This window comes from Formosimonas limnophila (genome assembly GCF_014652675.1).
In the GTDB taxonomy this organism is placed as follows: domain Bacteria; phylum Pseudomonadota; class Gammaproteobacteria; order Burkholderiales; family Burkholderiaceae; genus Hydromonas; species Hydromonas limnophila.
On record NZ_BMZG01000003.1, the window covers coordinates 167,404 to 191,301 of the forward strand.

A 23,898-nucleotide genomic window follows, 5' to 3' on the forward strand; every position below is an offset into this window, starting at 1 on the left:
GAATATTTTTAGTCCACGATGAAGAGCTTCGCACCCTCAATCGTCGATGAGCGATGCGCTTCGGCATTGTCCGCGACTTGGTAACTCATGCCTGCGGTCAGTGTGAGTATTCGCCCATCGTCCAACTCTGTGTGTAGCTCGCCGCTCAAGCACAACAGAATATGGCCTTTGCTACACCAATGGTCGGCAAGATAATTTGCGCTGTATTCAACCATGCGCACGCGAATGTGATCAAATTGCGCCGTGCGCCAAATGGCCATGCCTGTTTCACCTTTGTGTTCGGTGGGCTCAATGGTTGACCAGTCGGTGGTGCCGAAAGGGATGTGGTTCATTTGCATGTTGCTCTCAATTTTTTGATGATGAAATCATTGTTCTGGCTGATGTTTAATAGCGTTTAAATTCATTGTCATCAATGCATTTTCTTTCGGTAAGTCGGACACAACAACCACTGTTCGGGCGGGTAGGTGGCTGTGAAAATATTCGCTGTATGCTCTGTTCATTTTTGAGAAATCTTGAGTGTTTTTTAAAAAAAACGTGTATGTGCATCACATCATTTCGGTTTGCTCCGACGCTGGCAAGCAGTGTGTCAAAGGTGGCCAAAATTTGTCGGGCTTGACTGTATGCATCATCTCCCGCCATTTCTCCTGTCGCAGGGTCAACACCAGGCGTGCCTGAAATATTGATGAACGGACCAGACATGGCAATGTGGCTGTATGGTCCGATGGGTTTGAGGACGTTGGACCGGGTGAATGTTTGAATGGACATGAGTACCTTTAACGTTAGTGAGCAACACGTTTGGATAAAGCAATTAAAACAATGGTTACGCCGACCGTAAGCCACATGGCGAGCGTGGAGGGTTCATTAAAAATCACGGTGGCCCACACCAAACTGAGCAGAGTTTGCGAGAGTTGCACTTGTGAGACTTTCGCCGTGCCACCCATGGTGAGGCCACCATACCAGAAGAAAAATCCGATGAGTTGGCTCATGAGGGCGAGGTAAATAAACATGCCCCAAGTCACTGCATCACTTGGCCAACTGACCGTCTGAGCACTAACCGCCAAGGTTAATAATGCAGTGAAAGGCAACGCAAACACCAGCGCCCAACAAATCGACAGCACGCTGCTCATACGCGCAGAAACTTTCGCACCGTAGCAGTAGCCCATCGCGCCAATCGCCACGGCCGCAGCATCCAGCCATCGGCCCATTCTAACTGTGACGCATCGAAACCGACGTGGTGCATATTGTACGCGACGATGACCAACGCGCCGAGCACGGCGATGAACCAAAAGGTGCGCGGTTGTTTTTGGTGAAACAAAAAACTCGATCCGACAGCAGTGGCTAAAGGCAGCAGACCATTGAACACAATTGCATGTGATGACGGCACGGTTTGTAGCGCAAGCGAGCTGAATAGCGGAAAGAAGATGACCACGCCGAGGCTCGATAATACGATGTCCCGCCATGTGTCACGCGGTGGCAGTTTTGCACCTTTGATGATTAAGTATGCCAATGCCACCACACCCGCGAGCACTGTGCGGCCAAAGGCGATGAACGTCGCACTCATCCCGTGCGCGATGGCGTATTTGGTCAATGGCAGTGTGAAGCTGAAGATCAATACGCCGATGAATGCCAGTAAAAACGCAGTGGAGGAGCGGCGCGGGGTGATTGTGTTGGTCATCGGTGTAGATAAGGTGATCATGGTTTTATGTGTGTTTTTGTTGAAATATGTGAGGATGCTTAATAAGCACCTTCGTTCCCTCTCCGCAGGAGTAGCGGGGTTCACGGTTGGGCTATTCCACTACGCAGGAAACCACACTGATGCCGCGCAGTACAGCGTCATTAAAACGATGCTGATATTCACCACTTTGGCTAAATTCGGGTTGTGCATCAAGCGGCGAATGCCTGCACCGCCTTGCACCCATGCGCCGCAGCACACGAGGTTGATGATGGTGAATAGAACTACGCCGAGTAAACTATTGGTCACCACTGAGCCTGTTGTGGGCAAATAAGCCGATGGCACAGACAAGCCCATCATCCACGCTTTGGGATTGACGTATTGAAACAATGACGCTTGGATGAAGGTCATTGGTTTTGCCTGATTGTGGCTGTGGTCGTTGAGCGTTTTTTCATCAGGCAGTGCGCCACCTCGCCACAGCTTATAACTCAACCACAGCATGTACGCACAGCCGAGGATTTTAAGAGCCATTTGCGCATACGGTACTTCTAAAATCACAGCCGCCACGCCGATGCAGCACAAAAACAGCATGAACCCAAAGCCAAACGAGACGCCCAACAAGTGCGGTGTGCTTTTTTCAAAACCAAATCGCGCACCTGAGTGCAGCAGCATCAAATTGTTCGGTCCAGGTGTGATGGAGGATACGAATGCAAAGGAAGCCAGCGCGAGCAGGGCGGCGGGAGTGTATTGGAAAATTTCGTTCATGGTGGTTCCTTGTGTTTTTAAGTACTAAAATAAGCATGTTTCAAAGCGTGTTGTGTGGACTCACTCATCATTGATTTTTGGTTCACCTTGGGCGGGATAAAAAATCACCCAAGTTGAAAAATCGTCACTAAATTGCTCAAAACGATGCGCAACGCCTTTTGCGACGAAAATAAAGTCACCTGCTTTAAAACCATGTCGCGTGTCATCGTTGTTAAAAATGCCTGTCCCTTTGAGGATGATGTACACCTCGTCATATTCGTGCGGTTGCTGTAGATCCTGTCCGACAGGTTGGTACAGATCCACCGAGACTTGGTTATGTCGGAACACTTCTATAAACGGTGAGTGCTCGGTGAGATTTTGCAAAATATTGTGTGGCGTGATGTGCATGGTTTACCCCAGACAAAAAGCCGCCAATGCTCGCGCATGCAAATCTGCGGTGTCAAACATCGGTAGCTCAGCGTCATCCGAACGAAGTAACAACGAAATTTCGGTACAGCCCAAAACAACAGTTTGCGCACCTTGCTGTTGCAACATAGAGATGGCATCTACATACATGGCCCGTGATGATTTGAGAGTCACGCCTTGGCATAATTCATTCATGATGATGTTGTGGATTTGCTCGCATTGCGGCTTGTTTGGCGTGATTAGTTCAATGCCTTCGGTGGCATAAACATCGTGTAAAAATCCATCATTCATCGAAAATCGCGTGCCGAGCAGCGCAGCGCGTGTCACACCAGCGGCTTTGAGTTCAGCGATGGTCGGTGTGGCAATGTGTATGATGGGCACAGACACCGAACTGGCGATGGTGTCATAGACTTTGTGCATGGTATTTGTGCAGATGCCTATCACTTGTGCCCCCGCTGTTTCGAGTGCGCGAGCGTGTTGTGTGAGGTACTCGCTAATTTGCTTCCAGTCTTCTTCGAGCATCCATTTGGCGATGACGGCAAAATTGACAGAATCGAGTAGTATGGGCGCAGAGCTTAAACCATCGCCGCTCGGATTCGCATCACGCACGACGCGGTTGATGGTTTGGTAGTAGAGCATGGAGGATTCCCAGCTCATACCGCCGAGTAAGCCGATGGTGTTCATTGTGTGCCTTTGTTTGTTGGCTTCATACGCTGGTTGACGAGTTCCGCCATGTCGTTTTGCCCGAGTTCTGTGAGGTGTTTGAGAACGCTCGATTGATTGCGCTGTGGCTGGTTTTGACTAACCTTCTATTTTCCTTGCAAACTATGGATGCTGATTTCGATGCCGATAATCACTTTCATCATTTGCTGAATATATTCTGTGGGTGCGTCGCTCACAGACCACGGCGTTTTTAATAACAACTCGTGCTTGTCGGTCAAATCGTTTAGTAAAGCGAGCAACCAGTCCGTATCGTCTTTAATCATCAGTCTGCCGTGAGCATGCAGCGCGGTGTAATTGTACGTTGGGACAACTTTATGCGTTTCGGCTTTCGTTGCGTACCATGATGGTGAAATGTAGCCAGACGCACCTTGAAATATTGCCAATACATCAGAACCATTCGCATGCTCATTGCACAGCGGATTCGCACGTGCGATGTGACCGCGCAGCACACCGTGCTCGGAGCTATCATCGCACCAAATAAGTGGAATGTGATTGGCATTCAAGCTACCCGCATCATGGTTGATGATGGTTGCGAGCGGATGGTCGCGAACCAGATTGCGCAGAATGGTGGTGTCGGATTCGTTGAATGGGGGGGGCGTGGTACATAGTGGTTCCTCTCTATGATTTGACTGTACTTTACCGAAAAATTGCAGTACAGTACCGATACAATTAACAAAACAATCTCGGAACCGTACTGATATGACTGACGATACACTTCATTCTCCGTTGGGCAACCACGCACATGATGCGCTGCGTGAGCAGTATCCCGTCAATCGTGGTTTAGACTCGCGATTTAGCAAGGTTGACCAAGTGGTGGCATGGCTAAACGAGCGCATCACCATGCGTTATTATGCACCGGGCGCGCGCGTGCCATCGGTGCGCCAGCTTGCAGATAAGCTGAGTGTGAGTCGATTTACCGTGGTGAATGCTTATGATAAATTGGTGGCGTCGGGTGTATTGGTGTCGCGTGTGGGGTCTGGGTTTTATGTGGCCGAGTTGGTCAATACGCTGAAAAAAAATGCCGCTGAAAAAAATGCACCCAATGCAATATCGGCAGCACAGGTGGATACTTCGTGGCTGTTGCATCACATATTTTCGGATGTGTCTGAAGAGCATTCACCGGGTAGTGGTTTGCTGCCAAATGATTGGCTGGTGAACGAGCGTGTTGGTGTGGCGGTACGCAGCGTGACGAAAAGTTGCGAATCGCATATTTACGGCTATGGGCATGTACAGGGCTATCTGCCGCTGCGTGAGCAGATGGTGGTGCAGTTGCATCAAATTGGTATGGTGGCGACGCCTGAGCAGATGGTTTGTACACAAGGTGTGTCCAGTGCGATTGATTTAATGGCGCGGTATATGCTCAAGTCGGGCGATACCGTGCTGGTCGATGACCCAAGCTGGTTCTGGCTATACGGCAGCTTGCAGGCGAAAGGTTTGCGTGTTATTGGCGTGCCGCGTGATGAAGAGGGGCCGAACATCGAGGTACTGTCGCGCGTGGTGGCGCATGACAAACCAAAAGTCTATGTGACCAACAGTGTGTTGCATAATCCGACATCATTCGGTCTGTCGCCCGCGCGTGCTTACCAAGTGCTGCGGTTGATGGACGAGCACGACTGCTATATTCTCGAAGACGACATCTACGGCGATTTTCACAGCGGGGTGGCCAAAGGCGCACCCGCCTTGCGCTACGCGGCATTGGATCAGTTCAAACGCGTGTTTTATGTTGCGGGATTTTCAAAAAGTTTGGCCGCTGGATTGCGTGTCGCGGTTGTGTGCTGCCCACCTGTGCATGTGAAAGGATTCATTAGCCAAAAAATGCTTTCCTCTCTGTCCAGTCCCGAAATCAACGAAGCCGTCGTCCACAGGTTGCTTGTCGATGGCCAACATCGCCGCCACCTCGAAAAACTGCGTCTAAAAATTGCCAATGCCCACGAACGTTTGCGCGACGCATTACCCAAAATCGGTTTACGCTATCCACCCGAAACGCAAAATGGCTTGTTCGTCTGGGTGGATACAGGCGTGGATACCAACGCCATGGCACTCGCGGCGATGAGCGATGGTTGGCTCGTTGCACCCGGTGGTTTGTTTTCACCCAGTCAGGGTGTCTCCACCCACATGCGTTTGAATGTCGCACGCACCAGTGATGTATTTTTGCAGTGGCTGGGTGATTATGTGGCGTACCATCAAGGTTGATGGTGAATTGGCGTTGAAATGATTCAAATAAAAAGTCGGGGTTACCCGACTTTTTATTTGATGTTGGTCAAGTCTTTTTGTGTCAATAAAAATACTGCCTGCTCTGAACCACTGGTATCAAGCCAAGTCAGTGGCAAATGTGAAAACGCTTTTTCGGCGTGCTGGTATTCGTTGCCGATTTCGACGACGAGGATGCCGTTTGGTTTGAGGTGTTGGGCTGCTTGATTGACGATGAGACGTACGAGATCCATACCATCGTCACCGCCTGCTAAGGCGATGTGTGGCTCTGCGAGGTATTCTTTCGGCAGCTCGCTCATGCTGGTGCTGTTCACATATGGTGGGTTGGTGATGATGATGTCGTATTGTTTGTCAGCGGACAGGGAGGTATAGAGGTCGCTTTGGATAAGGTCGATGCGTTGGTTTAATTGATAATCGGTAATATTTTTCGTGGCGACGGCGAGTGCATCCTCATCGATGTCTATGGCATCGATGTGGGCGTTTTCAAATACTTTTGCCGCCATAATCGCCAAACAACCAGAACCCGTACACAACTCTAAAATATCCGTGACCGCATCGGGTTTCACCCATGGTGAAAGTTCATCCAAAATCAACTCGCCGATGAAGCTGCGCGGCACAATGACGCGCTCGTCGACGTAGAATTTGAACCCGTGCAAAAATGCTTCACCGGTCAAATACGCCATGGGCTTGCGCGTTTCGTAGCGTTTTTTTATCAGTTCGTTGAGCTTTTGTTGCGCTGCCTGCGGATAGGGCGCATCCCAATCAATGTCGTCCTCAATGATGTTTAAATCCGCACAGTAAGCAGCAGCATAGACAGCTTCGTCGTATGCGTCAGCCATGCCGTGGCCGTAAAACAGGTGGCCATTGATAAGGTGGTGTTCGGCGGCGTCAACGGCAGCTTCGAAGGTGGTCACAGTGTTTGGCATGATGGCCTCTAGCGATGGTTGTTTTTTTGTGATTGTACGGCGTGGATGTTTGGATGACTGTATTTTATTAGTTCAATTTTATTTAACCAATATCTCCAAAACCTGCGCATAAATCCGCGATAGTGGCTCCATGCAAGCGACTTCAACGCGTTCATCAATTTGGTGAATGGTTTTAGAAACAGGCCCAAACTCAACCACTTCTTGACAGATTTTAGCGATGAAGCGACCGTCGGAAGTACCACCAGTGGTGGAGAGTTCGGGCATTTGGTTCGCGTGGTTTTGTACTGCGACGGACAGAGCGTTGGACAAATCACCCGCTTCGGTGAGAAATGGCTCACCACCGAGCGTCCATTTTAAATCGTATTCTAATCCGTGAACGTCCAAAATCTCATGGACGCGTTGCTTAAGTCCATCGTGCGTGCTGGCAGTGGAGTAGCGAAAATTAAAATCCACCACGAGTTCCCCTGGAATGATGTTTGACGCGCCAGTGCCGCCGTGGATGTTTGATACTTGCCATGATGTCGGTGGGAAATATGCGTTGCCCTCATCCCACACCGTTGCCGCTAACTCGGTGAGTGCAGGCGCGAACAAATGAATCGGGTTTTTTGCGCGGTGGGGATACGCGATATGGCCTTGTTTGCCAATGATTTTTAATTTGCCTGACAGCGTGCCGCGGCGACCATTTTTCATCATGTCACCGAAAACTTCGTTGGATGTTGGCTCACCGACGATGCAGTACGTGAGCTGCTCGCCGCGCGCTTTAAGTAGCTCAACCACTTTGACCGTGCCGTCATGCGCGGGGCCCTCTTCATCGCTTGTGATGAGCAGCGCGATGCTGTGCGTCGGGTTTGGATGCTTTTCTAAGAAAGCTTCAATACTGGTGATGAACGCCGCAATCGATGTTTTCATATCCGCTGCACCACGTCCGTATAAGTAACCATCGTCTTTCACCGTCGGTACAAATGGCGCACTCGTCCATTGCTCGACGGGGCCCGTTGGCACAACATCAGTATGCCCCGCAAAGACCAACATTTTACCTGCTGTCCCCGCCGTGCCGCGTCGCACCGCCCACAGATTCGTCACGCGAAAATCATCAGGGCCGCTGATCAGTGACTCGCATTCAAAACCAAGGGGTTTGAGGCGTTTGATGAGCAAGTCTTGGCAGGTTTCGTCGTTCGGTGTGACGGACTCGAGTTTGAGAAGATCGCAAGTTAAATCGAAGGTGGCGTTGGTCATATTGAATGCTTAAAATAGGTCGTGATGTAAGCCTGCATTGTACGCGATTATGCTTTGACGAAAAAAGTCTTAAGGCTTGCTTTATCTATTTTTAATATTCAAATTAAGGGACGATATGACACACATTCAATACCAAAAACCATCGGCGGCTTTTATTGGTGCGTCGTGGTTGGCGTTATCTGCAGGGGCGATTGTGTTTATTTTTGGTCTTTGGAATTCTGATATGCAGTTGAATGAAAAAGGCTATTACTTCACGGTTTTGATGTACGCTTTATTCGCTGCGATTTCATTGCAAAAAATGTGCGTGACCGTTAAGAGGGTATTCTCGTGACGTCGATTTATTATGGTTTGGCTTGGTTTTCGTTGGTGTTGTCTGTTTTCCTACTCGCGGTTGGACTGTTTAATGCGACTTTATTGCCGAGCGAAAAAGGATTTTATGGGATTTTATTTTTGATGGCGTTGTTTGGTGATGTGGTTGTTCAAAAAATACGCGTGATATGGAGGCTGCCAAACGTCATGAGCTTGTCTATGAAATGCCTGTGGAATCGTATGAAAACACACAGTGATTTATTATGTTGATGTCGAAGCATTCCACTTTCTCAGTTGATGGAATTTAGACGGCTGAACCTAAATGCCCTTGAAGGGGCTTTAGAAATTAACAAGGGCGCAAATGATTGCGCCCTTGTTGCATGTGACTGGTTAAGGTTCTCGATTTGATGATAAAAATCGGTTCATATTAGGCGCTTTTCCTCCGATGATTTATCATTTGAGTAGTGCGGCGTATTCTGTGCGTAATTTGGCGAGTTTGGGCGATATCACGGCTTGACAGTAACCTTGATTGGGGTGTTGAGAGAAATACTCTTGGTGGTAGTCTTCGGCGCGGGTGTAGTGGTTGACAGCGGTGATTTCTGTCACCACAGATTTGCCCCATGTTTCTTCGATGTTGGGGATGAGAGTGCGAGCAGTGGTATCTTGTGCCGCCGAGTGGGTAAATATGACGGAGCGATACTGTGTGCCGCGGTCGGCGCCTTGTTGGTTGAGCGTGGTGGGGTTGTGGACGGCGAAAAATATTTTGAGGATTTGCTCATAGGTGATGACGGCGGGGTCGAATAACACTTGCACGACTTCGGCCAAGCCTGTGCTGCCCGTGCAGACGGCCTCGTAGTTCGCACGAGGGTAGTTCGAGCCTGCGTAACCTGACTCGACATCGATGACGCCATTGATTGCGGCGAAGGAGGCTTCGGTGCACCAGAAACAACCGCCACCGAGGGTGGCGGTTTCGTAAGCTGGGTTTTGGGCGGCTTGTGCGGCGATTGTCGTTGCAATCGACATGGTGAACTCCTTGTCATGGGTAACTTTGTTTAGACGTTGACGCGAGGCGAACCCTTACAAAATTTCCGGCTGGTTCGTCGTGCGGTTGTCTGTCTCATCGGATGCAGATTGTGGGAAATGCTGGGCGAGCGTCGCACCGATTTGGTCGATGACACTGTGCAAGCCTTTGTGCAATTCGTGATTCTGCAGTGACACATACAGCTCGTGCACCCATGTATCCCATGTAGCTTGCTCGACAAGCCGAGCGATGCCACGGTCGGCAAGGATTTCGATGCGGCGCTCGGCGACGAGGAAGTAAATTAACACACCATTGTTATCGGGCGTGTCCCACACTTGCATTTTACTGAACACAGTCCACGCGCGTTCGCGAGCGCGGGCTTGGCGCACGAGGTACGAGTAAGGCAGGCGGGTTTCAAATGCGATGGCGATTTCGCCTGTGTGCTTTAATTCAGATTGTTCAATGTGGTCTGCGAGTGCTTCGCGTTTTTCTGTCGGTAATAACTGACGGGTTTGCCAAGAAAAAGTGAACCAGTGGCGCAACAAGCGCGTGCAGTGTTGCCAAAATGATAATTCTAATGGGGGAAAATACTTCATCACCAGTCACCTCCTGCGCCACCACCAGCGGCATCACCGCCACCACCAGAGCCGCCCCAACCTCCGCCTCCGCCAAAACCACCGCCGCCGAAGCCGCCACCACCAAATCCACCGCCCCAAAACACATCATTATTTCGTCGGCCTGCACCACGGTTAAATGGCGTTGTGCGGTGCTGCGTTGCTAACTGTGCGTAGCGTTTACCAAATACAAAAATCGCCATCAACACGATAAACGCCACCAACGCTGCCAAAAATCCAGCACCCATATCAAACGCGATAAAACCAGATACTGCCGCTGCAATCGGTGCGACTAACCAGCGACTCGTTGCCTTCGCAATACCTGAACCGATGAAACTCACAGCGAGCGTCAACATCAAAATCGACGTGAATAAATCAGCTTCTTCGTTCGCGTGCTGCCAGTTTTCTGTTGGTGCTGGCAATTGTTCACCGTCAATCAATTTCATGAGCTGCGTCGTCGCCGCATCAATGCCCACGCTGAATTTCCCCGCTGCGAACGCTGGTTTCATTTGTTCATTGATGATGCGTTTGGCCGCCAAATCTGGAATCGCGCCCTCTAACGCACGCATCACATAAATCCACATCTTGCGGTCATTTTTTGACACCACGATGAGCACGCCATCGCCAGTGCTTTGACGCCCTAATTTATAAGTCTCAGCAGCGCGTTGGCTGAAGCTAAAAATATCCTCAGGCGCTGTCGTATTCACCACCAAAACACCGATTTGACTACCTTTGGTTGTTTCAAATGCTTTAAGCTTCGCGTCTAATTGTACAATTTCAGCTGGCGACAGCGTACCCGTTTGATCAACCACTAATGCGGTTAAGGGCGGGATGCGTTGGAGCTCCTGAGCATGTACCCAATTTGTCCATAAAATAGACAAAACGAATAGTGGGGCAAATAATATTTTTAGCCAGCGATGCATGGCAATCCTTTAGACAAGCTAAATCAACGAAGGAAGAAAAGGGGATGTCGCCATCCCCTTTTTATCTCAAATGCTTATGGCTTTTTGTTTTGGTCAAACTCAACTTTTGGCGCGGTGCTGATTTCGGCTTCGTTCGCGACCGTGTAGTTGGCCTTCACATCGTAGCCCATGACCTTGGCAGTCAAGTTGTTTGGGAATGAGCGCAGTGTCGTGTTGTACTGAGCGACCGAGTCGATATAACCTTTACGTGCGATGGCGATGCGGTTCTCCGTGCCTTCGAGCTGGGTGCGAACGTCTTGGAACGCAGCATTGGCTTTAAGGTTCGGGTAGTTCTCAGCGACGACCATCAGACGTGAGAGCGAGCCTTGGAGTTGGTTTTGTGCGTCGATGAATTTTTGGAACGCGACTGGGTCGTTCACCAATTCTGGGGTGGCTTTAATGCCAGCGACAGACGCACGAGCATTCGTTACGTCGGTGAGCAGTTTTTGCTCGAAGTTCGCCTCGGCTTGTGCGGTGCTAACGATGTTTGGGATTAAGTCTGCACGACGTTGGTACTGGTTGACCACTTCGGCCCATTTGGCTTTCACGCCTTCGTCTTGGGCTTGCATGGTGTTGTAGCCGCAACCGCTTAAAGTCAATGTGGCTGCGGTGGCGAGTAGGGCGATGAGTTTGCGCATGGAATGCTCCTGTTTAAAATGTCAAAGTGACGCGGCAATAACAACCTTAATATAGGGTGGGTTGACGCGAATTCAAGTTTTTCATGGGTGAGTATAACCCACTATTTCATAGTGATGGATTTCCAGGTGTGATTTATTTGACTGGTCTTTAACCATGCGGCATGCGGCCGCCTGCTGGAGACCAGTTTTCCCAAGGGATGTCTTGGAAGACGACCATGATGTTTTCTGAATCAAACCCTTGCTGAGATAAGGATCTGATTGTGTTAGATAGAATTTCTTTTTTGACTTTTACACTACGCCCTGTGCCCAGTAGGATTTCTATTAAAACAAACTCTTTTGTTCTTTGTGTTTTAACGTCGGGAAATGTTGGGTGGAAACGAAAGTCGTCTTCTGATAGCTCGATAACGCGATGAAACGTATCGTTTTGGTGAACACCTGACTTAACTAATGCTTGGTGTGTGGCGTTAAACACAGCATTTTTAAAGTCAATTGAGCGACCTTGGAGAACGGTGAGGGTGACGATGGGCATATTAAGCGTTCAATACAGTAATCAAGCCATCCAACCCCATGTGGTTAATCGCCACGTCAGCACGCTCTTGCACACGTGGTTTAGCGTGGTAGGCGACGGATAGGCCACTAATGGCCATCATGGGTAAATCGTTCGCGCCGTCGCCCATGCAAATGGCGGCTTGCGTGGGGACGTTGAGCGTCTCGCAGTAGCTTTGCACAGTGGCGGCTTTGACGTCGCCGTTGACGATGTTACCGATGACGCGGCCTGTGATTTTGCCATCGATGATTTCGAGCTCATTCGCGCGGGTGTGTGTCAGGTTGAGGCGTTTTTGCACAGCTGCGGTGAAATAGGTGAAACCACCTGAGACGAGTAGGGTTTGCAGGCCGTTCGCATGGGCGGTTTGCACGAGTTTCTCTGCACCTGGGTTTAGTTGTAGGCGTTCGTCGAGGACTTTTTGGAGCACCGTTGCATCTGCGCCCGCGAGGATAGCGAGACGACGGCGAAGGCTTTCGTTAAAGTCGGTGATTTCGCCACGCATGGCCGCTTCGGTGATTTCGGCAACTTCGGATTTTTTGCCACACATATCGGCGATTTCGTCGATGCACTCGATGTTTATGATGGTTGAATCCATGTCCATGGCGAGTAGCTTGAAGTCTGCCCAGACGATTTCACGTTCGATGAATGCGATGTCGATGGCTGCGGTTTGAGCGGCAGCGGTGAGCTGCTTTTGTATTGCAGGGGCAAAAACAGTGTTTTCGAATGTGACACACTGGGCGCTGATGCGGCGCAACTCGCCCGCGAGGTCTTGAGTGAGTGAGTGAACGAGTCTGTCGGTGAGGTTTGTGGGGTGTTGAAAAACGATTTTCATGTTAAATCACGTGCTCTTTATCTGGGATGTTGATTTCTTGCAAAATCGTCGTGGCGATTTCTTCGATGGATTTGTGCGTCGATGATGCCCATGAGATGCCGTGGCGTTTCATGAGTTTTTCGGCTTCGTTGACTTCGTAACGGCAGTTTTCTAAAGCCGCGTATTTGCTGCCTGCGCGTCGTTCATTGCGTATTTCGGAGAGGCGTTGTGGCTCGATGGACAGGCCAAATAGTTTGTGGCGAAAGCCATCGAGGCTGCTCGGTAGGCGGTTTCGCTCAAAGTCTTCGGGAATGAGTGGGCAGTTGGCCGCCTTGATGCCGTGCTGCATGGCGAGGTATAGGCTGGTTGGTGTTTTGCCGCAGCGAGAGACGCCGACAAGGATGACATCGGCTTCATCTAAATTTTTGTTAGTTTGGCCATCATCGTGCATGAGCGAGAAGTTAATCGCCTCGATGCGATTGCGGTATGCCACGGAGTCCGCGTTATGGTGCAGGCGATTGCTGGTGTGATTTGAATTCATACCCAGCTCAGCCTCGAGTGGTGACACGAAAATGGTAAATAAATCAATGAAATACCCTGCATCGCATGCATGCACCACTGCGTTGATTTCAGAATTAACCAGAGTAGTGAATACAATCGGTCGGTTGGTTGAGTTGGCAGCGATGTCTTTGATTTTTTGGACGGCGATGTGGGCTTTATCGACAGAATCGATGAAGGGCACACGGTGATCTTTGATATTGATGTCGAATTGCGCTAATAGAGAATGAGCGAAGTTCTCGGCGGTGATGCCTGTGCCGTCGGAGACGATGATGATATTACGGGTATTCATGGTTGGCCTATGGTAAATGATGCGGTATTGTACTCAAAAGACATTAATTAAGGTTGTTTTGCTGACCTGTGTGACAGTGGGCAAAGTTGGCAAATCGACGCAACTCTTTTTCCAGCGCTTGTTGATAAACTTTTGTCATGGGTTTTTGGGTGACGTAGCCTAATTCGGCATGTAGCGCACCATCAACAACTGTTAAGTTTCCCCAGCCAATACACTCATCACGCCACATGAGTGGCAGTGCGTAGTAGCCGAGTTGACGCTGGTGGGCTGGTTTGTAAGCTTCGAGTTTATAAGTCCAGCCCCAAAATGCCTTGAACCGCGTTCTATCCCAAACCAGCGGGTCAAATGGCGTGAGTAGGCGTACTGTGTCGTTGATGGGTAAATGCTGTGTTTCAGCCAATAGTTCTTGTTCGGCCAAAGGCCAATACCAGCGTTGGTCGTCAAGCTCTGCGCTGTCCAAAAGCTCGTGGGCGCGTTTGAGTGTCGACTGGATGTGGGGTTTTAAGTCGGGGCGGCTTTGCGTGAGTAGGTGCATCATGTAAATTAAGGAGGCATGCGTGAACGGCGCGTAGGTTTGCGCGAGGGTGTGTAACGCAGCCTCTACAATGTTCTCTGGTGCGACGTTGCGTGGCATGTCGGAGGTTAGGCCATAAACGCGCTGGCCTTTTTCGCGGCGCACGATGCGAAGCTGGCCGCTGTTGTGCATGCGTTGGAGAATCTGTGTGCCTTCTTGACCTCTACCGCTCCAGTTGTTTTGGGTGGTTGTTGAGCCGATGTGCTGGTTTAAAATTTTGGGGTGGATTTCGGGATTTTGCTGAGCGAATTTTTTGATTTGCGCCACTTGCGCGGTGCGGCTTGATAGATACTCACTCGGTGGCTTGTTTGACCACAGTTTTGTCGCCAGTTCGCGCGGTATGTAGCCGTGATTGATGAAAAACGCTTCTTCTAATGAAGATTGAGGATAGACCTGTTCGACGTCACCTTTTTTATAGTCGGGTACGCGGTGACGTAAAATCAAGTCGTGCGCAGGTGCGGGCGCGTTAATTGGGTCAATTTGCACAAAACCGATTTTGGCGATCGCATCAGGCACCGAGGCGGCGGTAAACAGCGTTCGGCGGATGGCATATCGGCGTAAAATATCGAGTGATAGTGTGGAGGTCGTCATGCGTTATTTTACTCAAAAGCAGGGTAATCAAAACGTTTTATCGGGGCTGTTTGATGTAAAATGTGACGCTCATTTGTTTTTATTCGTTTGAAATGTTAGGCCAGCGGATGCTGTCTGTTCACCTAACCTTTTAACTTTTGGAGTATATGATGAACTTAGCTTTGGTATTGCCATTCGAGCAGTGTCGTAAAGAAGACGTGGATAGTGTCGGCGGGAAAAACTCTTCGCTCGGCGAAATGATTTCTCAGCTCGCCACGGCGGGCGTGCGCGTGCCTACGGGTTTTGCGACCACGGCGCATGCGTTTCGAGAGTTTCTCACGCACAACAACCTGACACAGCGCATCGCTGACCGTCTCGAAGGTTTGGACGTGGACAATGTGAAAGAGCTCATGGCCGCAGGCGCGGACATTCGTGGCTGGGTCGTTGATGCACCACTGCAACCCGAACTCGAAGCGCAAATCCGCACGCAGTTCGCTGAATTGACCAAGAACGATGCGCAGAACTCATCATTCGCCGTACGTTCATCCGCCACAGCTGAGGATTTGCCCGATGCGTCATTTGCAGGCCAACAAGAGTCGTATCTGAACGTCGCAGGCATTGACGATGTCCTAGACAAAATCAAACATGTATTTGCGTCCTTGTACAACGACCGTGCGATTGCTTACCGCGTGCACAAAGGCTTCACTCACGCCGAAGTCGCACTCTCCGCAGGTGTGCAGCGCATGGTGCGCTCGGACGTCGGCGCATCGGGCGTCATGTTCACGCTCGACACCGAGTCAGGCTTTGATCAAGTCGTCTTCATCACATCGAGCTATGGCTTGGGCGAAACGGTGGTGCAAGGCGCGGTCAATCCTGACGAATTTTATGTCTTTAAGCCAACTTTGGCGCAGGGGAAAAATGCGGTGATTCGCCGTAGCCTCGGTTCCAAACTCATTCAAATGCAATTCACTGCAGCGGGTGAAGAGGGACGCGTCAAAACTGTCGATGTCCCCCTAGAGTTGCGCAATCGTTATTCGATCACGGACGAAGACGTCACATTGCTCGCGCAATACGCCATGATTATCGAGAAACACTACGGCCGCCCGATGGACATTGAGTGGGGTAAAGACGGAAACGACGGTAAAATCTACATCCTGCAAGCGCGTCCAGAAACAGTGAAAAGCCAGTCAGCAGGCCAAGCCGAAATGCGCTACGCCCTCAAAGGCAATGCACCTGTCATCACGACTGGCCGTGCGATTGGTCAAAAAATCGGCACAGGCGTCGTGCGTGTCATCATGGATCCATCCGAAATGGACCGTGTACAAAACGGCGACATCCTTGTCGCTGATATGACCGACCCGAACTGGGAGCCCGTCATGAAACGCGCGTCAGCGATTGTGACCAATCGCGGCGGTCGTACTTGCCACGCTGCGATTATCGCGCGCGAGCTGGGCGTACCAGCGGTGGTTGGTTGCTCTGATGCGACAGAGAAGCTCAAAGACGGCATGATGGTCACAGTCTCATGCGCTGAAGGCGACGAAGGTAAAATCTACGATGGCATTCTCGAAATGGATGTCTCTGAAATTTCTCGTGGTGTTCTGCCTGAAATCCCTGTCAAAATCATGATGAACGTCGGAAACCCGCAACTCGCATTTAATTTCTGCCAAATCCCGAACAAAGGTGTTGGCCTTGCTCGTCTCGAATTCGTGATTAACAACAACATCGGCGTGCACCCGAAAGCGATTCTCGAATACCCGAACGTTGATGCTGATTTAAAACGCGCTGTTGAGTCTGTCGCACGCGGTCACGCCAATCCACGTGCGTTCTACGTCGATAAAGTGGTTGAGGGCGTCGCTACCATCGGCGCGGCGTTCTACCCGAAACCTGTAATTGTCCGCTTGTCTGACTTTAAATCGAATGAATACAAAAAACTCATCGGTGGCAGCCGTTACGAGCCTGACGAAGAAAATCCTATGCTTGGTTTCCGCGGTGCATCGCGTTATATTTCAGAAGATTTCGAAGAAGCCTTCGCCATGGAATGCGAAGCGATGAAGCGCGTGCGTGACGAAATGGGTTTGACCAACGTCGAAATCATGATTCCCTTCGTGCGCACACTTGGCCAAGCAAAAGCGGTGGTTGATTTACTTGCTGCCAAAGGCTTGAAACGTGGTGAAAACGGCCTGCGCCTCATCATGATGTGCGAAGTGCCAAGCAACGCCATCCTCGCCGAAGAGTTTTTAGAGTACTTCGATGGTTTCTCCATCGGCTCAAACGACTTAACCCAACTCACGCTTGGGTTAGATCGTGACTCAGGCATGGAACTGCTCGCCAAGGATTTTGACGAGCGTGACCCAGCGGTGAAATTCATGCTGTCTCGTGCGATCTCAACAGCGCTGCGCATGAACAAATACATCGGTATTTGCGGTCAAGGCCCATCGGATCACCCCGATTTTGCCAAATGGCTTATGTCTGAGGGCATTGAGTCCATGTCACTTAATCCTGATACGGTGATTGATACTTGGACAGCTTTGGCTGAGTGAGTAAAAAAGCCTCGTGGAGACACGGGGCTTTTTTATAAAATCTTAAATAAAACCTTAAACTCTAATTCAAAAGAGAAATTATGTATATCAAAAAAATAGCTGCAACTTTGATGGTTGTGGCGGTTACAGCGATAGCTGCCTATTGGCTTAGGGCCAGCAAAGAAGGTGTTGCGGCGTTAATCGTTGGATTAACGGTTGCTGCTATAGCCTATCGGCAATGGAAAACCGAGCAGAATAAGCTAAAGTTAGATTTGTTTGATAGGCGATATCGTATTTACGAGGTCACGCGTGAGCTGTTGAAATTAATAGATCTGAAAATGAATAGCATGGAACACTTGTACGTGTTTTGGTCGAACACTTCGGGTGCTGAGTTTTTGTTTGATTCAGATATAGAGAGTTATTTAAAAGAAGTAGAGGATAAAGCACTTAAACTTATCGAAATAAATGACGAACTTGCAGATGATGAACGTCAAAACTATTATCTTACTGATGAGCAAAGGCGACAAGGTAGGCTTAAACGTAGGGACTTGAGAAGTTGGTCGCGAGACCAGCTTTACAAGGGTAATTTGGCGCAACAATTTAAACCATATTTGGCGTTTTCTAAGCTTCTGTGATTTTGTTTTATAGTGTTCTCTTTTAACTGAGACATGAACTATGGCATGGCTGAATATATGAACCCTTCTAGCGAACCATTCGACCCGCTCGCATTTGTCGCGACGTTACCCCATTTGCCTGGCGTGTACCGACACATCGATGAAAACAATGTGGTTTTGTACGTGGGTAAGGCGCGGGATTTAAAAAAGCGGGTAGCGAGTTATTTTCAGCGTACTGAGTCGCTATCGCCGCGTATTGCGCTGATGGTGAGCAAGGTGGTGCGCGTTGATGTGACAGTGACGCGCACCGAGACGGAGGCGTTGCTGCTTGAGAATAATTTGATTAAGACGCTGTCGCCGCGTTATAACATTTTGTTCCGTGATGATAAGTCGTATCCGTATCTGAAGATGACGGCGCATGCGTTTCCACGCATGGTGTATTACCGTGGTGCTGTGGATAAGAAGCACCAGTATTTCGGGCCGTTTCCGAATGGCTATGCGGTGAAATCATCAATTAAGTTGTTGCAAAAAGTCTTTAAATTACGAACCTGTGATGAGACCGTGTTTCGCAATCGTTCGCGGCCATGCATGCTGCATCAAATCGGGCGATGCAGTGCGCCGTGCGTGGGGCTGATTTCAGAAAAAAACTACGCGCAGGATGTGGCGGCGAGTGTGCAGTTTCTCAAAGGTGAGTCGGATGAATTACTGCAAAGCTTTCAGGACAAGATGATGGTGGCCGCCGCCGCGTTGGACTTTGAACAGGCTGCGCAACTGCGGGATAAAATCGCGGCCTTATCGAGCATGATGGCCAGTCAAGCGGTCGAGAGCACTGGTGATGATGTGGATGCGGACATCATCGCAGTTGCATCCTCTGATGCGCGATACTGTGTGAATTTGGCGATGGTGCGCGGTGGGCGGCATTTGGGTGACAAGGCGTTTTTTCCACAGCACACGCAAGATTGCACGGCGCAGGATGTGGTGGATGCATTTGTCGCGCAGCATTACATCGATGGGGTGGTACCCTATGTGATTGTGATTGATACCATGCCATCGGATGAGGTGTTGCAAGCATTGAATGATGTGGCGGGGCGCAAACTAAACTGGGTGAAACAGCCGCAGACGCAGCGCAAAATCTGGTTAGAGATGGCTCAGAGCAATGCGCAACTCGCCTTGTCACGTCGCATGCAGGAAGTCGGCAGCGCGAAGGTGCGTACCAAAGATTTGGTGCAAGTCTTGCAATTAGAAGAGTTTGAGAGTGACGATGAGCTCGCGCGTTTGCGCGTTGAGTGTTTTGACATCAGCCATCACTCTGGTGAGGCGACGCAGGCATCGTGCGTGGTGTATCAACACCACGCGATGCAAAATGCCGAATACCGTCGTTACAACATCAAAGACGTTGCCGCAGGTGACGACTACGCCGCCATGCGCCAAGTGCTGATGCGCCGCTACGAGAAAGTTGTCAGTGGCGAAGGTGTGCTGCCCGATGTGGTTTTGGTTGATGGTGGTAAAGGACAAATCACCATGGCCAAAGAGGTCTTTGCTGAGTTGGGGTTGGATGAGTTCCTGCTCGTCGGCGTCGCCAAAGGTGAAGGGCGACGCGTCGGTTTGGAGCAGCTCATATTTGCCGATGGACGCGCAGCGGTAAAGTTAGGTAAACTGTCGCCTGCGCTCATGCTCATTGCGCAGATTCGCGACGAAGCGCACCGATTCGCCATCACGGGGATGCGTGCCGCGCGTGCGAAGGTGCGCAACGTTTCTCGCCTCGAAGAAATAGAAGGTGTTGGCGCAAAACGTCGCGCCGCGCTGCTGCAACGCTTCGGCGGTATCACAGGGGTGAAAAGTGCCAGTGTGCAGGACATGATTCAGGTGGTCGGCATTTCTGAGAAACTGGCGCAGGAGATTTATAAACAGTTGCATGATGATGTGTCGGCTGTTGATGTGGGTGGTGAATAGATTTTTTAAACCTAAAAAATACATCTTCATGGCCGCGTAGGTATGAGGATGATTTCTGATAAAGACTCCGAAAGAGACGATAAAAATCAGACAGATGATGAATCAATGCCGTGCGGTGTTGGATTGAAAAAAATAGAGAGTAAATATGCCGACAAATATCCCGATTTTATTGACATGGGCGCGCGTGATTGCGATTCCTTTGCTGGTTGCCATTTACTATGCGCCATTTGATGGGTTTCGTGATTCGACACGCGATATTTTGGCGACGGGGTTGTTTGTGCTTGCGGCCGTGACCGATTGGCTTGATGGTTATTTAGCGCGTCGGTGGAACCAGACCAGTGCGTTTGGCGCATTTCTCGACCCAGTGGCGGATAAGCTTCTCGTGGCGGCGTGTTTGATTGTGCTCGTGCATCAGTCTCGGGCGCATGGATTGATTGCACTCATCATTATTGGCCGCGAAATCACTATTTCGGCATTGCGTGAATGGATGAGCTCCATCGGTGCACGCGCGGCGGTGGCGGTGAATAATTTGGGCAAGTATAAAACTGCCGCACAGATGGTCGCGTTGCCAATGTTGTTGTTTAATGGTGTGGTGTTCGGTATAGACACGCGTGTTTGGGGTACGTGGTTGCTCTACGTTGCAGCAGCGTTGACGGTGGTGTCAATGGTGGTGTATCTCAGGGCGGCTTTGCCGACGATTAAAGAACATGCGTAGATAAATGAGTCAAATCATCCAGTTTCATCCGCGAAAAAAAGTGGAAACCTCCTCCAGAAAAGCGGTCAGTTTGACCGCTTTGCCGCCTTTGGCGTTGTATGTGCACATCCCGTGGTGTGTGAAAAAATGCCCGTATTGTGATTTTAATTCACATGAGCTAAAGGGCGATGTGGAGGATTGGGAAGCGCCGTATATCGATGCATTGATTCGGGATTTGGAGAGCAATTTACCCGATGTGTGGGGACGACGATTGGTCAGTGTGTTCATCGGTGGCGGCACGCCGAGCGTGTTGTCACCTGTGGCGATTGATCGATTGCTCGCGGCGGTTCGCGCGCGATTGCCGCAAGTCTCGGATATGGAAGTCACGATGGAGGCGAATCCTGGTACGCTCGATACCGCGAAACTCGCGGGATTTCGCGATGCGGGTGTGACGCGGTTGTCACTCGGTGTTCAGAGTTTTGATGACACGCTGCTTGAACGCATTGGGCGAATTCACAATGGTCGACAAGCTCATGAGGCGTTGGAAACGGCGTATCGGTTATTTGATAAGGTGAATTTGGACATTATGTTTGCATTGCCTTCACAGACGATGGATGATTTAAAACGCGATGTGGCGGCGGCGTTGTCATACGCGCCGACGCATTTGTCGTACTATCATTTGACGCTGGAGCCAAACACGTATTTTTACCGTTATCCACCGATTTTGCCGGATGATGAATTGGCGCTGGATATGCAGGAGCACATCGAGACGGAACTGGCGACAGCTGGTTTACGTCACTACGAAGTTTCAGCATATGCCAAAGCAGGTCACGAATCAGTGCACAACACCAACTACTGGCAATTTGGCGACTACATCGGCATTGGTGCAGGAGCGCATGGAAAAATTAGCCAATACAACCGAATTTTTCGCCAAACACGCTTTAAACACCCGCAAGCGTATCTTGATACCATGGCTACGGGTAGCGCGGTTGAGAGTACGTTGGACATTGCGGCGGATGATTTACCTTTTGAATTTATGCTCAATGCCTTGCGTCTGCGCAACGGGGCAACGATGAATGAGTTTATGGCGGCGACTGGCTTGACGGTGGTTGATTTGGAGCCTGCATTGTCTGAAGCCCGAGATAAAGGTTTGATAGACGCCTCTGTTGATGTGTTGCGTGTGACAGATTTGGGGTGGCGATTTTTAAGTGACGTGCAGGGCATGTTTTTGCGATAAGCGCATTTATGAACTGCACAGATGACACGAGCATAAGCAAACCGCAAACAAAAATACCGAGCCAATGCTCGGTATTTTTATGTTCTGTCTTTATGACCAAACAGGCCTTGATGATTTTAAGCCGTTTTTTTGCGAAAAGGTGCAATGACTTTGCTGACAATACTCACACTTGCGAGCACCACGGCACCGAACACAATACCCCACAAGCCGTCGATGATGCTGCCTGCCAAACCTTTGAGCAGGCCATCGGGCAGTGTACTGAGAATATTGCCGTTGAGGTGGTGAATCACATCAATGTTTGAAACAATGATGTGGCCGCCGACCATAAACATCGCGGCGGTGCCGACGATGGACAAAGTCTTCATCAGGTATGGAGCGAAGCTCAGCAAAAGGCGACCAATGGTTTGTGCTGTGTTAGATGACTTTCTTGATAAATACAAACCTGTGTCATCAAGCTTGACTATGCCAGCGACCAAACCATAAACACCGACTGTCATAATGATGGCGATGGCGGCAAGCACGGCTGCCTGTTGAGCAAAAGTGGCAGACGCTGCAGCAGCACTGCCCAGCGCAATGATGATGATTTCTGCAGAGAGGATAAAATCAGTGCGAATTGCACCAGAAATTTTGTCTTTTTCAAATTGAACCATATCGACTTCTTCATCTATAAAGGCTTCGAATAGTTCATGGTGTTCTTGGGCTTCTTCTGTGGTGTGGTGCAGGACTTTGTGTGCGAGCTTTTCGAAACCCTCGTAGCATAAAAAAGCTCCACCCATCATGAGCAATACAGGAATAATCCATGTGTAGCCAGTGATCCCGCTAATGTAGCTCAGAGCCAGTGCCAATGGGACTAGAATGATTTTATTGATCATCGAGCCTTTGGCAACCGCCCAGACGACGGGCAGTTCCCGATCTGGATTCACACCAGACACTTGATTGGCGTTCAGAGCGAGGTCATCACCGAGGACGCCTGCGGTTTTTTTCGCGGCGACCTTGGTCATAACGGCGACGTCGTCGAGAATCGCTGCGATGTCGTCAATCAATGCGAGTAAGCTGCTGCCTGCCATGTGAGTTCCTATGTTTAAATAATAAAGAGGCGCATTTTACCCGAAAACGCTCGGTGAAATCGGCACACTGCTGTCAATCGTTGTCACGCCGCTCATGCTGCGCAGCCATGTGAGTTGGCGTTTGGCGAGTTGGCGTGTCGCAGCTTGGCCTTTTTCGATGAATGTTGCTTTGTCTGTCAGCCCGTCTAAGTGTTCCCACGCTTGGCGGTAACCGACGCAGCGCATCGACGGTAAGTCAATGTGTAAGTCGCCTCGTGCGCGTAAAACCGCCATTTCATCAAGAAAGCCATCATCGAGCATTTTGAGAAAACGGGCATTGATGCGCTCGTGCAGCAAGGCGCGTGGTTCAGGATTCAGTGCGTATAGTTGTGGCGTGAAAGGCAATTCATGAACGCTGTTGTCCTCTGCGTGCCAAGCGGACATCGGTTTGCCTGAGATTTCATAAATTTCTAAAGCACGGTTGATGCGCTGGGTATCGTTCGGATTGAGTCGGGCGGCTGTGATGGGGTCGATTTTGCCCAGCTCCGCATGCAATGCTGCCCAGCCGTGCGTGGCTGCACGTGCTTCGATGCTGGCACGGATGACTGGGTTGGCGATGGGTAGATTGGTTAATGGTTCAAGCAGTGCTTTAACATACAGCATGGTGCCACCAACGAGTACGGGTAATTTGCCACGTTCGAGGATTTCGGCGATGAGGCGATTCGCATCATTGGCAAATTGGGCGGCAGAGTATGCCTGTGTCGGCTCAATGATGTCGATGAGGTGGTGTGGGACTTGAGCCAGTTCAGTCGCGTTGGGCTTGGCTGTGCCGATGTCCATGCCTTTGTAGATCAATGCAGAGTCCACGCTGATGATTTCGATGTCGCGGATTTGTGCGAGCGCGAGCGCGGCGGCGGTTTTGCCGCTGGCGGTGGGGCCAAGGATGAAGGGAATGGTGGGCATGACTGGTGTTTTTATTGGTGAGGGCAGTGCTGTCCAAA

Annotated in this window: 26 protein-coding genes and 2 pseudogenes; 7 read left to right on the plus strand and 21 right to left on the minus strand. The window is 50.2% G+C overall.

The genetic code is table 11. The annotated features are described in order from the left end of the window. Positions 1-8: 8 nt before the first annotated feature. The 9 genes and pseudogenes from IE082_RS03705 to IE082_RS03740 all read right to left on the minus strand — a co-directional run bounded on the left by IE082_RS03705 (position 9) and on the right by IE082_RS03740 (position 4,266). On the minus strand, positions 9-338 hold the full coding sequence (locus IE082_RS03705; protein WP_189491725.1) for a DHCW motif cupin fold protein: 330 nt from the start codon (positions 336-338) through the stop codon (positions 9-11). A 27-nt stretch (positions 339-365) separates the two neighbouring features. Then, a complete protein-coding gene (locus IE082_RS11435; protein WP_373295053.1) occupies positions 366-500 on the minus strand; it encodes a hypothetical protein in 135 nt (44 codons plus the stop codon). Further along, positions 460-765, minus strand: a pseudogene (locus IE082_RS03710) (RidA family protein); the annotation flags it as partial. The pseudogene IE082_RS03710 and the gene IE082_RS11435, both read right to left, overlap by 41 nt. 14 nt (positions 766-779) lie before the next feature. After that, entirely contained in the window at positions 780-1,205 is a 426-nt protein-coding gene (locus tag IE082_RS03715; RefSeq protein ID WP_189491729.1) for an EamA family transporter, read from the minus strand. Continuing rightward, positions 1,124-1,696: a DMT family transporter gene (locus IE082_RS03720; protein ID WP_189491732.1), complete on the minus strand. Its 573-nt coding sequence runs from the start codon at positions 1,694-1,696 to the stop codon at positions 1,124-1,126. The genes IE082_RS03715 and IE082_RS03720 overlap by 82 nt, the downstream gene beginning before the upstream one ends. A gap of 99 nt (positions 1,697-1,795) precedes the next feature. After that, on the minus strand, positions 1,796-2,437 hold the full coding sequence (locus IE082_RS03725; RefSeq protein ID WP_189491734.1) for a LysE family translocator: 642 nt from the start codon (positions 2,435-2,437) through the stop codon (positions 1,796-1,798). 60 nt (positions 2,438-2,497) lie between these two features. Then, the gene (locus IE082_RS03730; protein ID WP_189491737.1) at positions 2,498-2,824 is read right to left on the minus strand and encodes a cupin domain-containing protein; all 327 of its coding nucleotides are present in this window, start codon (positions 2,822-2,824) and stop codon (positions 2,498-2,500) included. A 3-nt stretch (positions 2,825-2,827) separates the two neighbouring features. After that, positions 2,828-3,526 (minus strand): aspartate/glutamate racemase family protein, encoded by a 699-nt coding sequence (locus IE082_RS03735; protein WP_189491740.1) that lies wholly within the window; start codon positions 3,524-3,526, stop codon positions 2,828-2,830. A 125-nt stretch (positions 3,527-3,651) separates the two neighbouring features. Then, entirely contained in the window at positions 3,652-4,266 is a 615-nt protein-coding gene (locus IE082_RS03740) for an FMN-binding negative transcriptional regulator (RefSeq protein WP_308428998.1), read from the minus strand. Between IE082_RS03740 and IE082_RS03745 the strand changes: the two genes are divergently transcribed. Further along, complete coding sequence (locus IE082_RS03745) at positions 4,265-5,758, plus strand: aminotransferase-like domain-containing protein (protein ID WP_189491742.1); 1,494 nt, start codon at positions 4,265-4,267, stop codon at positions 5,756-5,758. The two genes, IE082_RS03740 and IE082_RS03745, sit on opposite strands and share 2 nt — an antisense overlap. Before the next feature lie 53 nt (positions 5,759-5,811). Here IE082_RS03745 and prmB read toward each other — a convergent pair whose 3' ends face one another. Both prmB and dapE read right to left on the minus strand, forming a co-directional pair. Continuing rightward, the gene (gene prmB, locus IE082_RS03750) at positions 5,812-6,702 is read right to left on the minus strand and encodes a 50S ribosomal protein L3 N(5)-glutamine methyltransferase (RefSeq protein ID WP_189491745.1); all 891 of its coding nucleotides are present in this window, start codon (positions 6,700-6,702) and stop codon (positions 5,812-5,814) included. A gap of 78 nt (positions 6,703-6,780) precedes the next feature. Continuing rightward, entirely contained in the window at positions 6,781-7,938 is a 1,158-nt protein-coding gene (gene dapE, locus IE082_RS03755) for a succinyl-diaminopimelate desuccinylase (protein ID WP_189491748.1), read from the minus strand. Positions 7,939-8,053: 115 nt separating this feature from the next. On the opposite strand from dapE, the pseudogene yiaA reads away from it, so the two are divergent. Beyond that, positions 8,054-8,504: pseudogene (gene yiaA / locus IE082_RS03760) on the plus strand (inner membrane protein YiaA). A 196-nt stretch (positions 8,505-8,700) separates the two neighbouring features. On the opposite strand, the gene msrA reads toward yiaA, so the two are convergent. The 8 genes from msrA to IE082_RS03800 form a co-directional block, all read right to left on the minus strand. Further along, the gene (gene msrA, locus IE082_RS03765) at positions 8,701-9,270 is read right to left on the minus strand and encodes a peptide-methionine (S)-S-oxide reductase MsrA (RefSeq protein ID WP_189491751.1); all 570 of its coding nucleotides are present in this window, start codon (positions 9,268-9,270) and stop codon (positions 8,701-8,703) included. 54 nt (positions 9,271-9,324) lie between these two features. Next, entirely contained in the window at positions 9,325-9,864 is a 540-nt protein-coding gene (locus IE082_RS03770; RefSeq protein WP_189491754.1) for a TPM domain-containing protein, read from the minus strand. Beyond that, positions 9,864-10,805 carry a TPM domain-containing protein gene (locus IE082_RS03775; RefSeq protein WP_189491757.1) on the minus strand — a complete coding sequence of 314 codons (942 nt, stop codon included), beginning with the start codon at positions 10,803-10,805 and terminating at the stop codon, positions 9,864-9,866. Before IE082_RS03775 ends, IE082_RS03770 begins: the two co-directional genes overlap by 1 nt. 74 nt (positions 10,806-10,879) lie before the next feature. Next, positions 10,880-11,482 (minus strand): LemA family protein, encoded by a 603-nt coding sequence (locus tag IE082_RS03780; RefSeq protein ID WP_189491761.1) that lies wholly within the window; start codon positions 11,480-11,482, stop codon positions 10,880-10,882. Between the two features lie 148 nt (positions 11,483-11,630). Further along, positions 11,631-12,011: a tautomerase family protein gene (locus IE082_RS03785; RefSeq protein WP_189491762.1), complete on the minus strand. Its 381-nt coding sequence runs from the start codon at positions 12,009-12,011 to the stop codon at positions 11,631-11,633. A gap of 1 nt (position 12,012) precedes the next feature. After that, complete coding sequence (gene serB, locus IE082_RS03790) at positions 12,013-12,861, minus strand: phosphoserine phosphatase SerB (RefSeq protein ID WP_189491765.1); 849 nt, start codon at positions 12,859-12,861, stop codon at positions 12,013-12,015. A 1-nt stretch (position 12,862) separates the two neighbouring features. After that, positions 12,863-13,690, minus strand: a complete 828-nt coding sequence (gene ppsR, locus IE082_RS03795; protein ID WP_189491770.1) for a posphoenolpyruvate synthetase regulatory kinase/phosphorylase PpsR — start codon at positions 13,688-13,690, stop codon at positions 12,863-12,865. A gap of 43 nt (positions 13,691-13,733) precedes the next feature. After that, a complete protein-coding gene (locus tag IE082_RS03800; RefSeq protein WP_189491774.1) occupies positions 13,734-14,855 on the minus strand; it encodes a DNA glycosylase AlkZ-like family protein in 1,122 nt (373 codons plus the stop codon). Positions 14,856-15,001: 146 nt separating this feature from the next. On the opposite strand from IE082_RS03800, the gene ppsA reads away from it, so the two are divergent. The 5 genes from ppsA (at position 15,002) to hemW (ending at position 21,851) form a co-directional block, all read left to right on the plus strand. Then, entirely contained in the window at positions 15,002-17,374 is a 2,373-nt protein-coding gene (ppsA, locus tag IE082_RS03805; RefSeq protein ID WP_189491777.1) for a phosphoenolpyruvate synthase, read from the plus strand. Between the two features lie 80 nt (positions 17,375-17,454). After that, the gene (locus tag IE082_RS03810; protein ID WP_189491780.1) at positions 17,455-17,988 is read left to right on the plus strand and encodes a hypothetical protein; all 534 of its coding nucleotides are present in this window, start codon (positions 17,455-17,457) and stop codon (positions 17,986-17,988) included. Between the two features lie 57 nt (positions 17,989-18,045). Continuing rightward, on the plus strand, positions 18,046-19,920 hold the full coding sequence (uvrC, locus tag IE082_RS03815) for an excinuclease ABC subunit UvrC (RefSeq protein ID WP_229809704.1): 1,875 nt from the start codon (positions 18,046-18,048) through the stop codon (positions 19,918-19,920). A gap of 145 nt (positions 19,921-20,065) precedes the next feature. Then, on the plus strand, positions 20,066-20,635 hold the full coding sequence (gene pgsA, locus IE082_RS03820; RefSeq protein WP_189491787.1) for a CDP-diacylglycerol--glycerol-3-phosphate 3-phosphatidyltransferase: 570 nt from the start codon (positions 20,066-20,068) through the stop codon (positions 20,633-20,635). A gap of 4 nt (positions 20,636-20,639) precedes the next feature. Next, on the plus strand, positions 20,640-21,851 hold the full coding sequence (hemW, locus tag IE082_RS03825) for a radical SAM family heme chaperone HemW (RefSeq protein ID WP_189491789.1): 1,212 nt from the start codon (positions 20,640-20,642) through the stop codon (positions 21,849-21,851). A gap of 116 nt (positions 21,852-21,967) precedes the next feature. On the opposite strand, the gene IE082_RS03830 is transcribed toward hemW, so the two are convergent. Together IE082_RS03830 and miaA are read right to left on the minus strand one after the other, a co-directional pair. Continuing rightward, on the minus strand, positions 21,968-22,918 hold the full coding sequence (locus tag IE082_RS03830; RefSeq protein ID WP_189491793.1) for a DUF808 domain-containing protein: 951 nt from the start codon (positions 22,916-22,918) through the stop codon (positions 21,968-21,970). Between the two features lie 36 nt (positions 22,919-22,954). Further along, complete coding sequence (miaA, locus tag IE082_RS03835; RefSeq protein WP_189491797.1) at positions 22,955-23,860, minus strand: tRNA (adenosine(37)-N6)-dimethylallyltransferase MiaA; 906 nt, start codon at positions 23,858-23,860, stop codon at positions 22,955-22,957. Positions 23,861-23,898 lie beyond the last annotated feature (38 nt).

Bases quoted from the DNA above. Each gene is read 5' to 3' on its own strand.
- IE082_RS03705 (WP_189491725.1), bottom strand. From the start codon at position 338: ATGCAAATGAACCACATCCCTTTCGGCACCACCGACTGGTCAACCATT.
- IE082_RS11435 (WP_373295053.1), bottom strand. From the start codon at position 500: ATGAACAGAGCATACAGCGAATATTTTCACAGCCACCTACCCGCCCGA.
- IE082_RS03715 (WP_189491729.1), bottom strand. From the start codon at position 1,205: ATGGGCCGATGGCTGGATGCTGCGGCCGTGGCGATTGGCGCGATGGGC.
- IE082_RS03720 (WP_189491732.1), bottom strand. From the start codon at position 1,696: ATGATCACCTTATCTACACCGATGACCAACACAATCACCCCGCGCCGC.
- IE082_RS03725 (WP_189491734.1), bottom strand. From the start codon at position 2,437: ATGAACGAAATTTTCCAATACACTCCCGCCGCCCTGCTCGCGCTGGCT.
- IE082_RS03730 (WP_189491737.1), bottom strand. From the start codon at position 2,824: ATGCACATCACGCCACACAATATTTTGCAAAATCTCACCGAGCACTCA.
- IE082_RS03735 (WP_189491740.1), bottom strand. From the start codon at position 3,526: ATGAACACCATCGGCTTACTCGGCGGTATGAGCTGGGAATCCTCCATG.
- IE082_RS03745 (WP_189491742.1), top strand. From the start codon at position 4,265: ATGACTGACGATACACTTCATTCTCCGTTGGGCAACCACGCACATGAT.
- prmB (WP_189491745.1), bottom strand. From the start codon at position 6,702: ATGCCAAACACTGTGACCACCTTCGAAGCTGCCGTTGACGCCGCCGAA.
- dapE (WP_189491748.1), bottom strand. From the start codon at position 7,938: ATGACCAACGCCACCTTCGATTTAACTTGCGATCTTCTCAAACTCGAG.
- msrA (WP_189491751.1), bottom strand. From the start codon at position 9,270: ATGTCGATTGCAACGACAATCGCCGCACAAGCCGCCCAAAACCCAGCT.
- IE082_RS03770 (WP_189491754.1), bottom strand. From the start codon at position 9,864: ATGAAGTATTTTCCCCCATTAGAATTATCATTTTGGCAACACTGCACG.
- IE082_RS03775 (WP_189491757.1), bottom strand. From the start codon at position 10,805: ATGCATCGCTGGCTAAAAATATTATTTGCCCCACTATTCGTTTTGTCT.
- IE082_RS03780 (WP_189491761.1), bottom strand. From the start codon at position 11,482: ATGCGCAAACTCATCGCCCTACTCGCCACCGCAGCCACATTGACTTTA.
- IE082_RS03785 (WP_189491762.1), bottom strand. From the start codon at position 12,011: ATGCCCATCGTCACCCTCACCGTTCTCCAAGGTCGCTCAATTGACTTT.
- serB (WP_189491765.1), bottom strand. From the start codon at position 12,861: ATGAAAATCGTTTTTCAACACCCCACAAACCTCACCGACAGACTCGTT.
- ppsR (WP_189491770.1), bottom strand. From the start codon at position 13,690: ATGAATACCCGTAATATCATCATCGTCTCCGACGGCACAGGCATCACC.
- IE082_RS03800 (WP_189491774.1), bottom strand. From the start codon at position 14,855: ATGACGACCTCCACACTATCACTCGATATTTTACGCCGATATGCCATC.
- ppsA (WP_189491777.1), top strand. From the start codon at position 15,002: ATGATGAACTTAGCTTTGGTATTGCCATTCGAGCAGTGTCGTAAAGAA.
- IE082_RS03810 (WP_189491780.1), top strand. From the start codon at position 17,455: ATGTATATCAAAAAAATAGCTGCAACTTTGATGGTTGTGGCGGTTACA.
- uvrC (WP_229809704.1), top strand. From the start codon at position 18,046: ATGAACCCTTCTAGCGAACCATTCGACCCGCTCGCATTTGTCGCGACG.
- pgsA (WP_189491787.1), top strand. From the start codon at position 20,066: ATGCCGACAAATATCCCGATTTTATTGACATGGGCGCGCGTGATTGCG.
- hemW (WP_189491789.1), top strand. From the start codon at position 20,640: ATGAGTCAAATCATCCAGTTTCATCCGCGAAAAAAAGTGGAAACCTCC.
- IE082_RS03830 (WP_189491793.1), bottom strand. From the start codon at position 22,918: ATGGCAGGCAGCAGCTTACTCGCATTGATTGACGACATCGCAGCGATT.
- miaA (WP_189491797.1), bottom strand. From the start codon at position 23,860: ATGCCCACCATTCCCTTCATCCTTGGCCCCACCGCCAGCGGCAAAACC.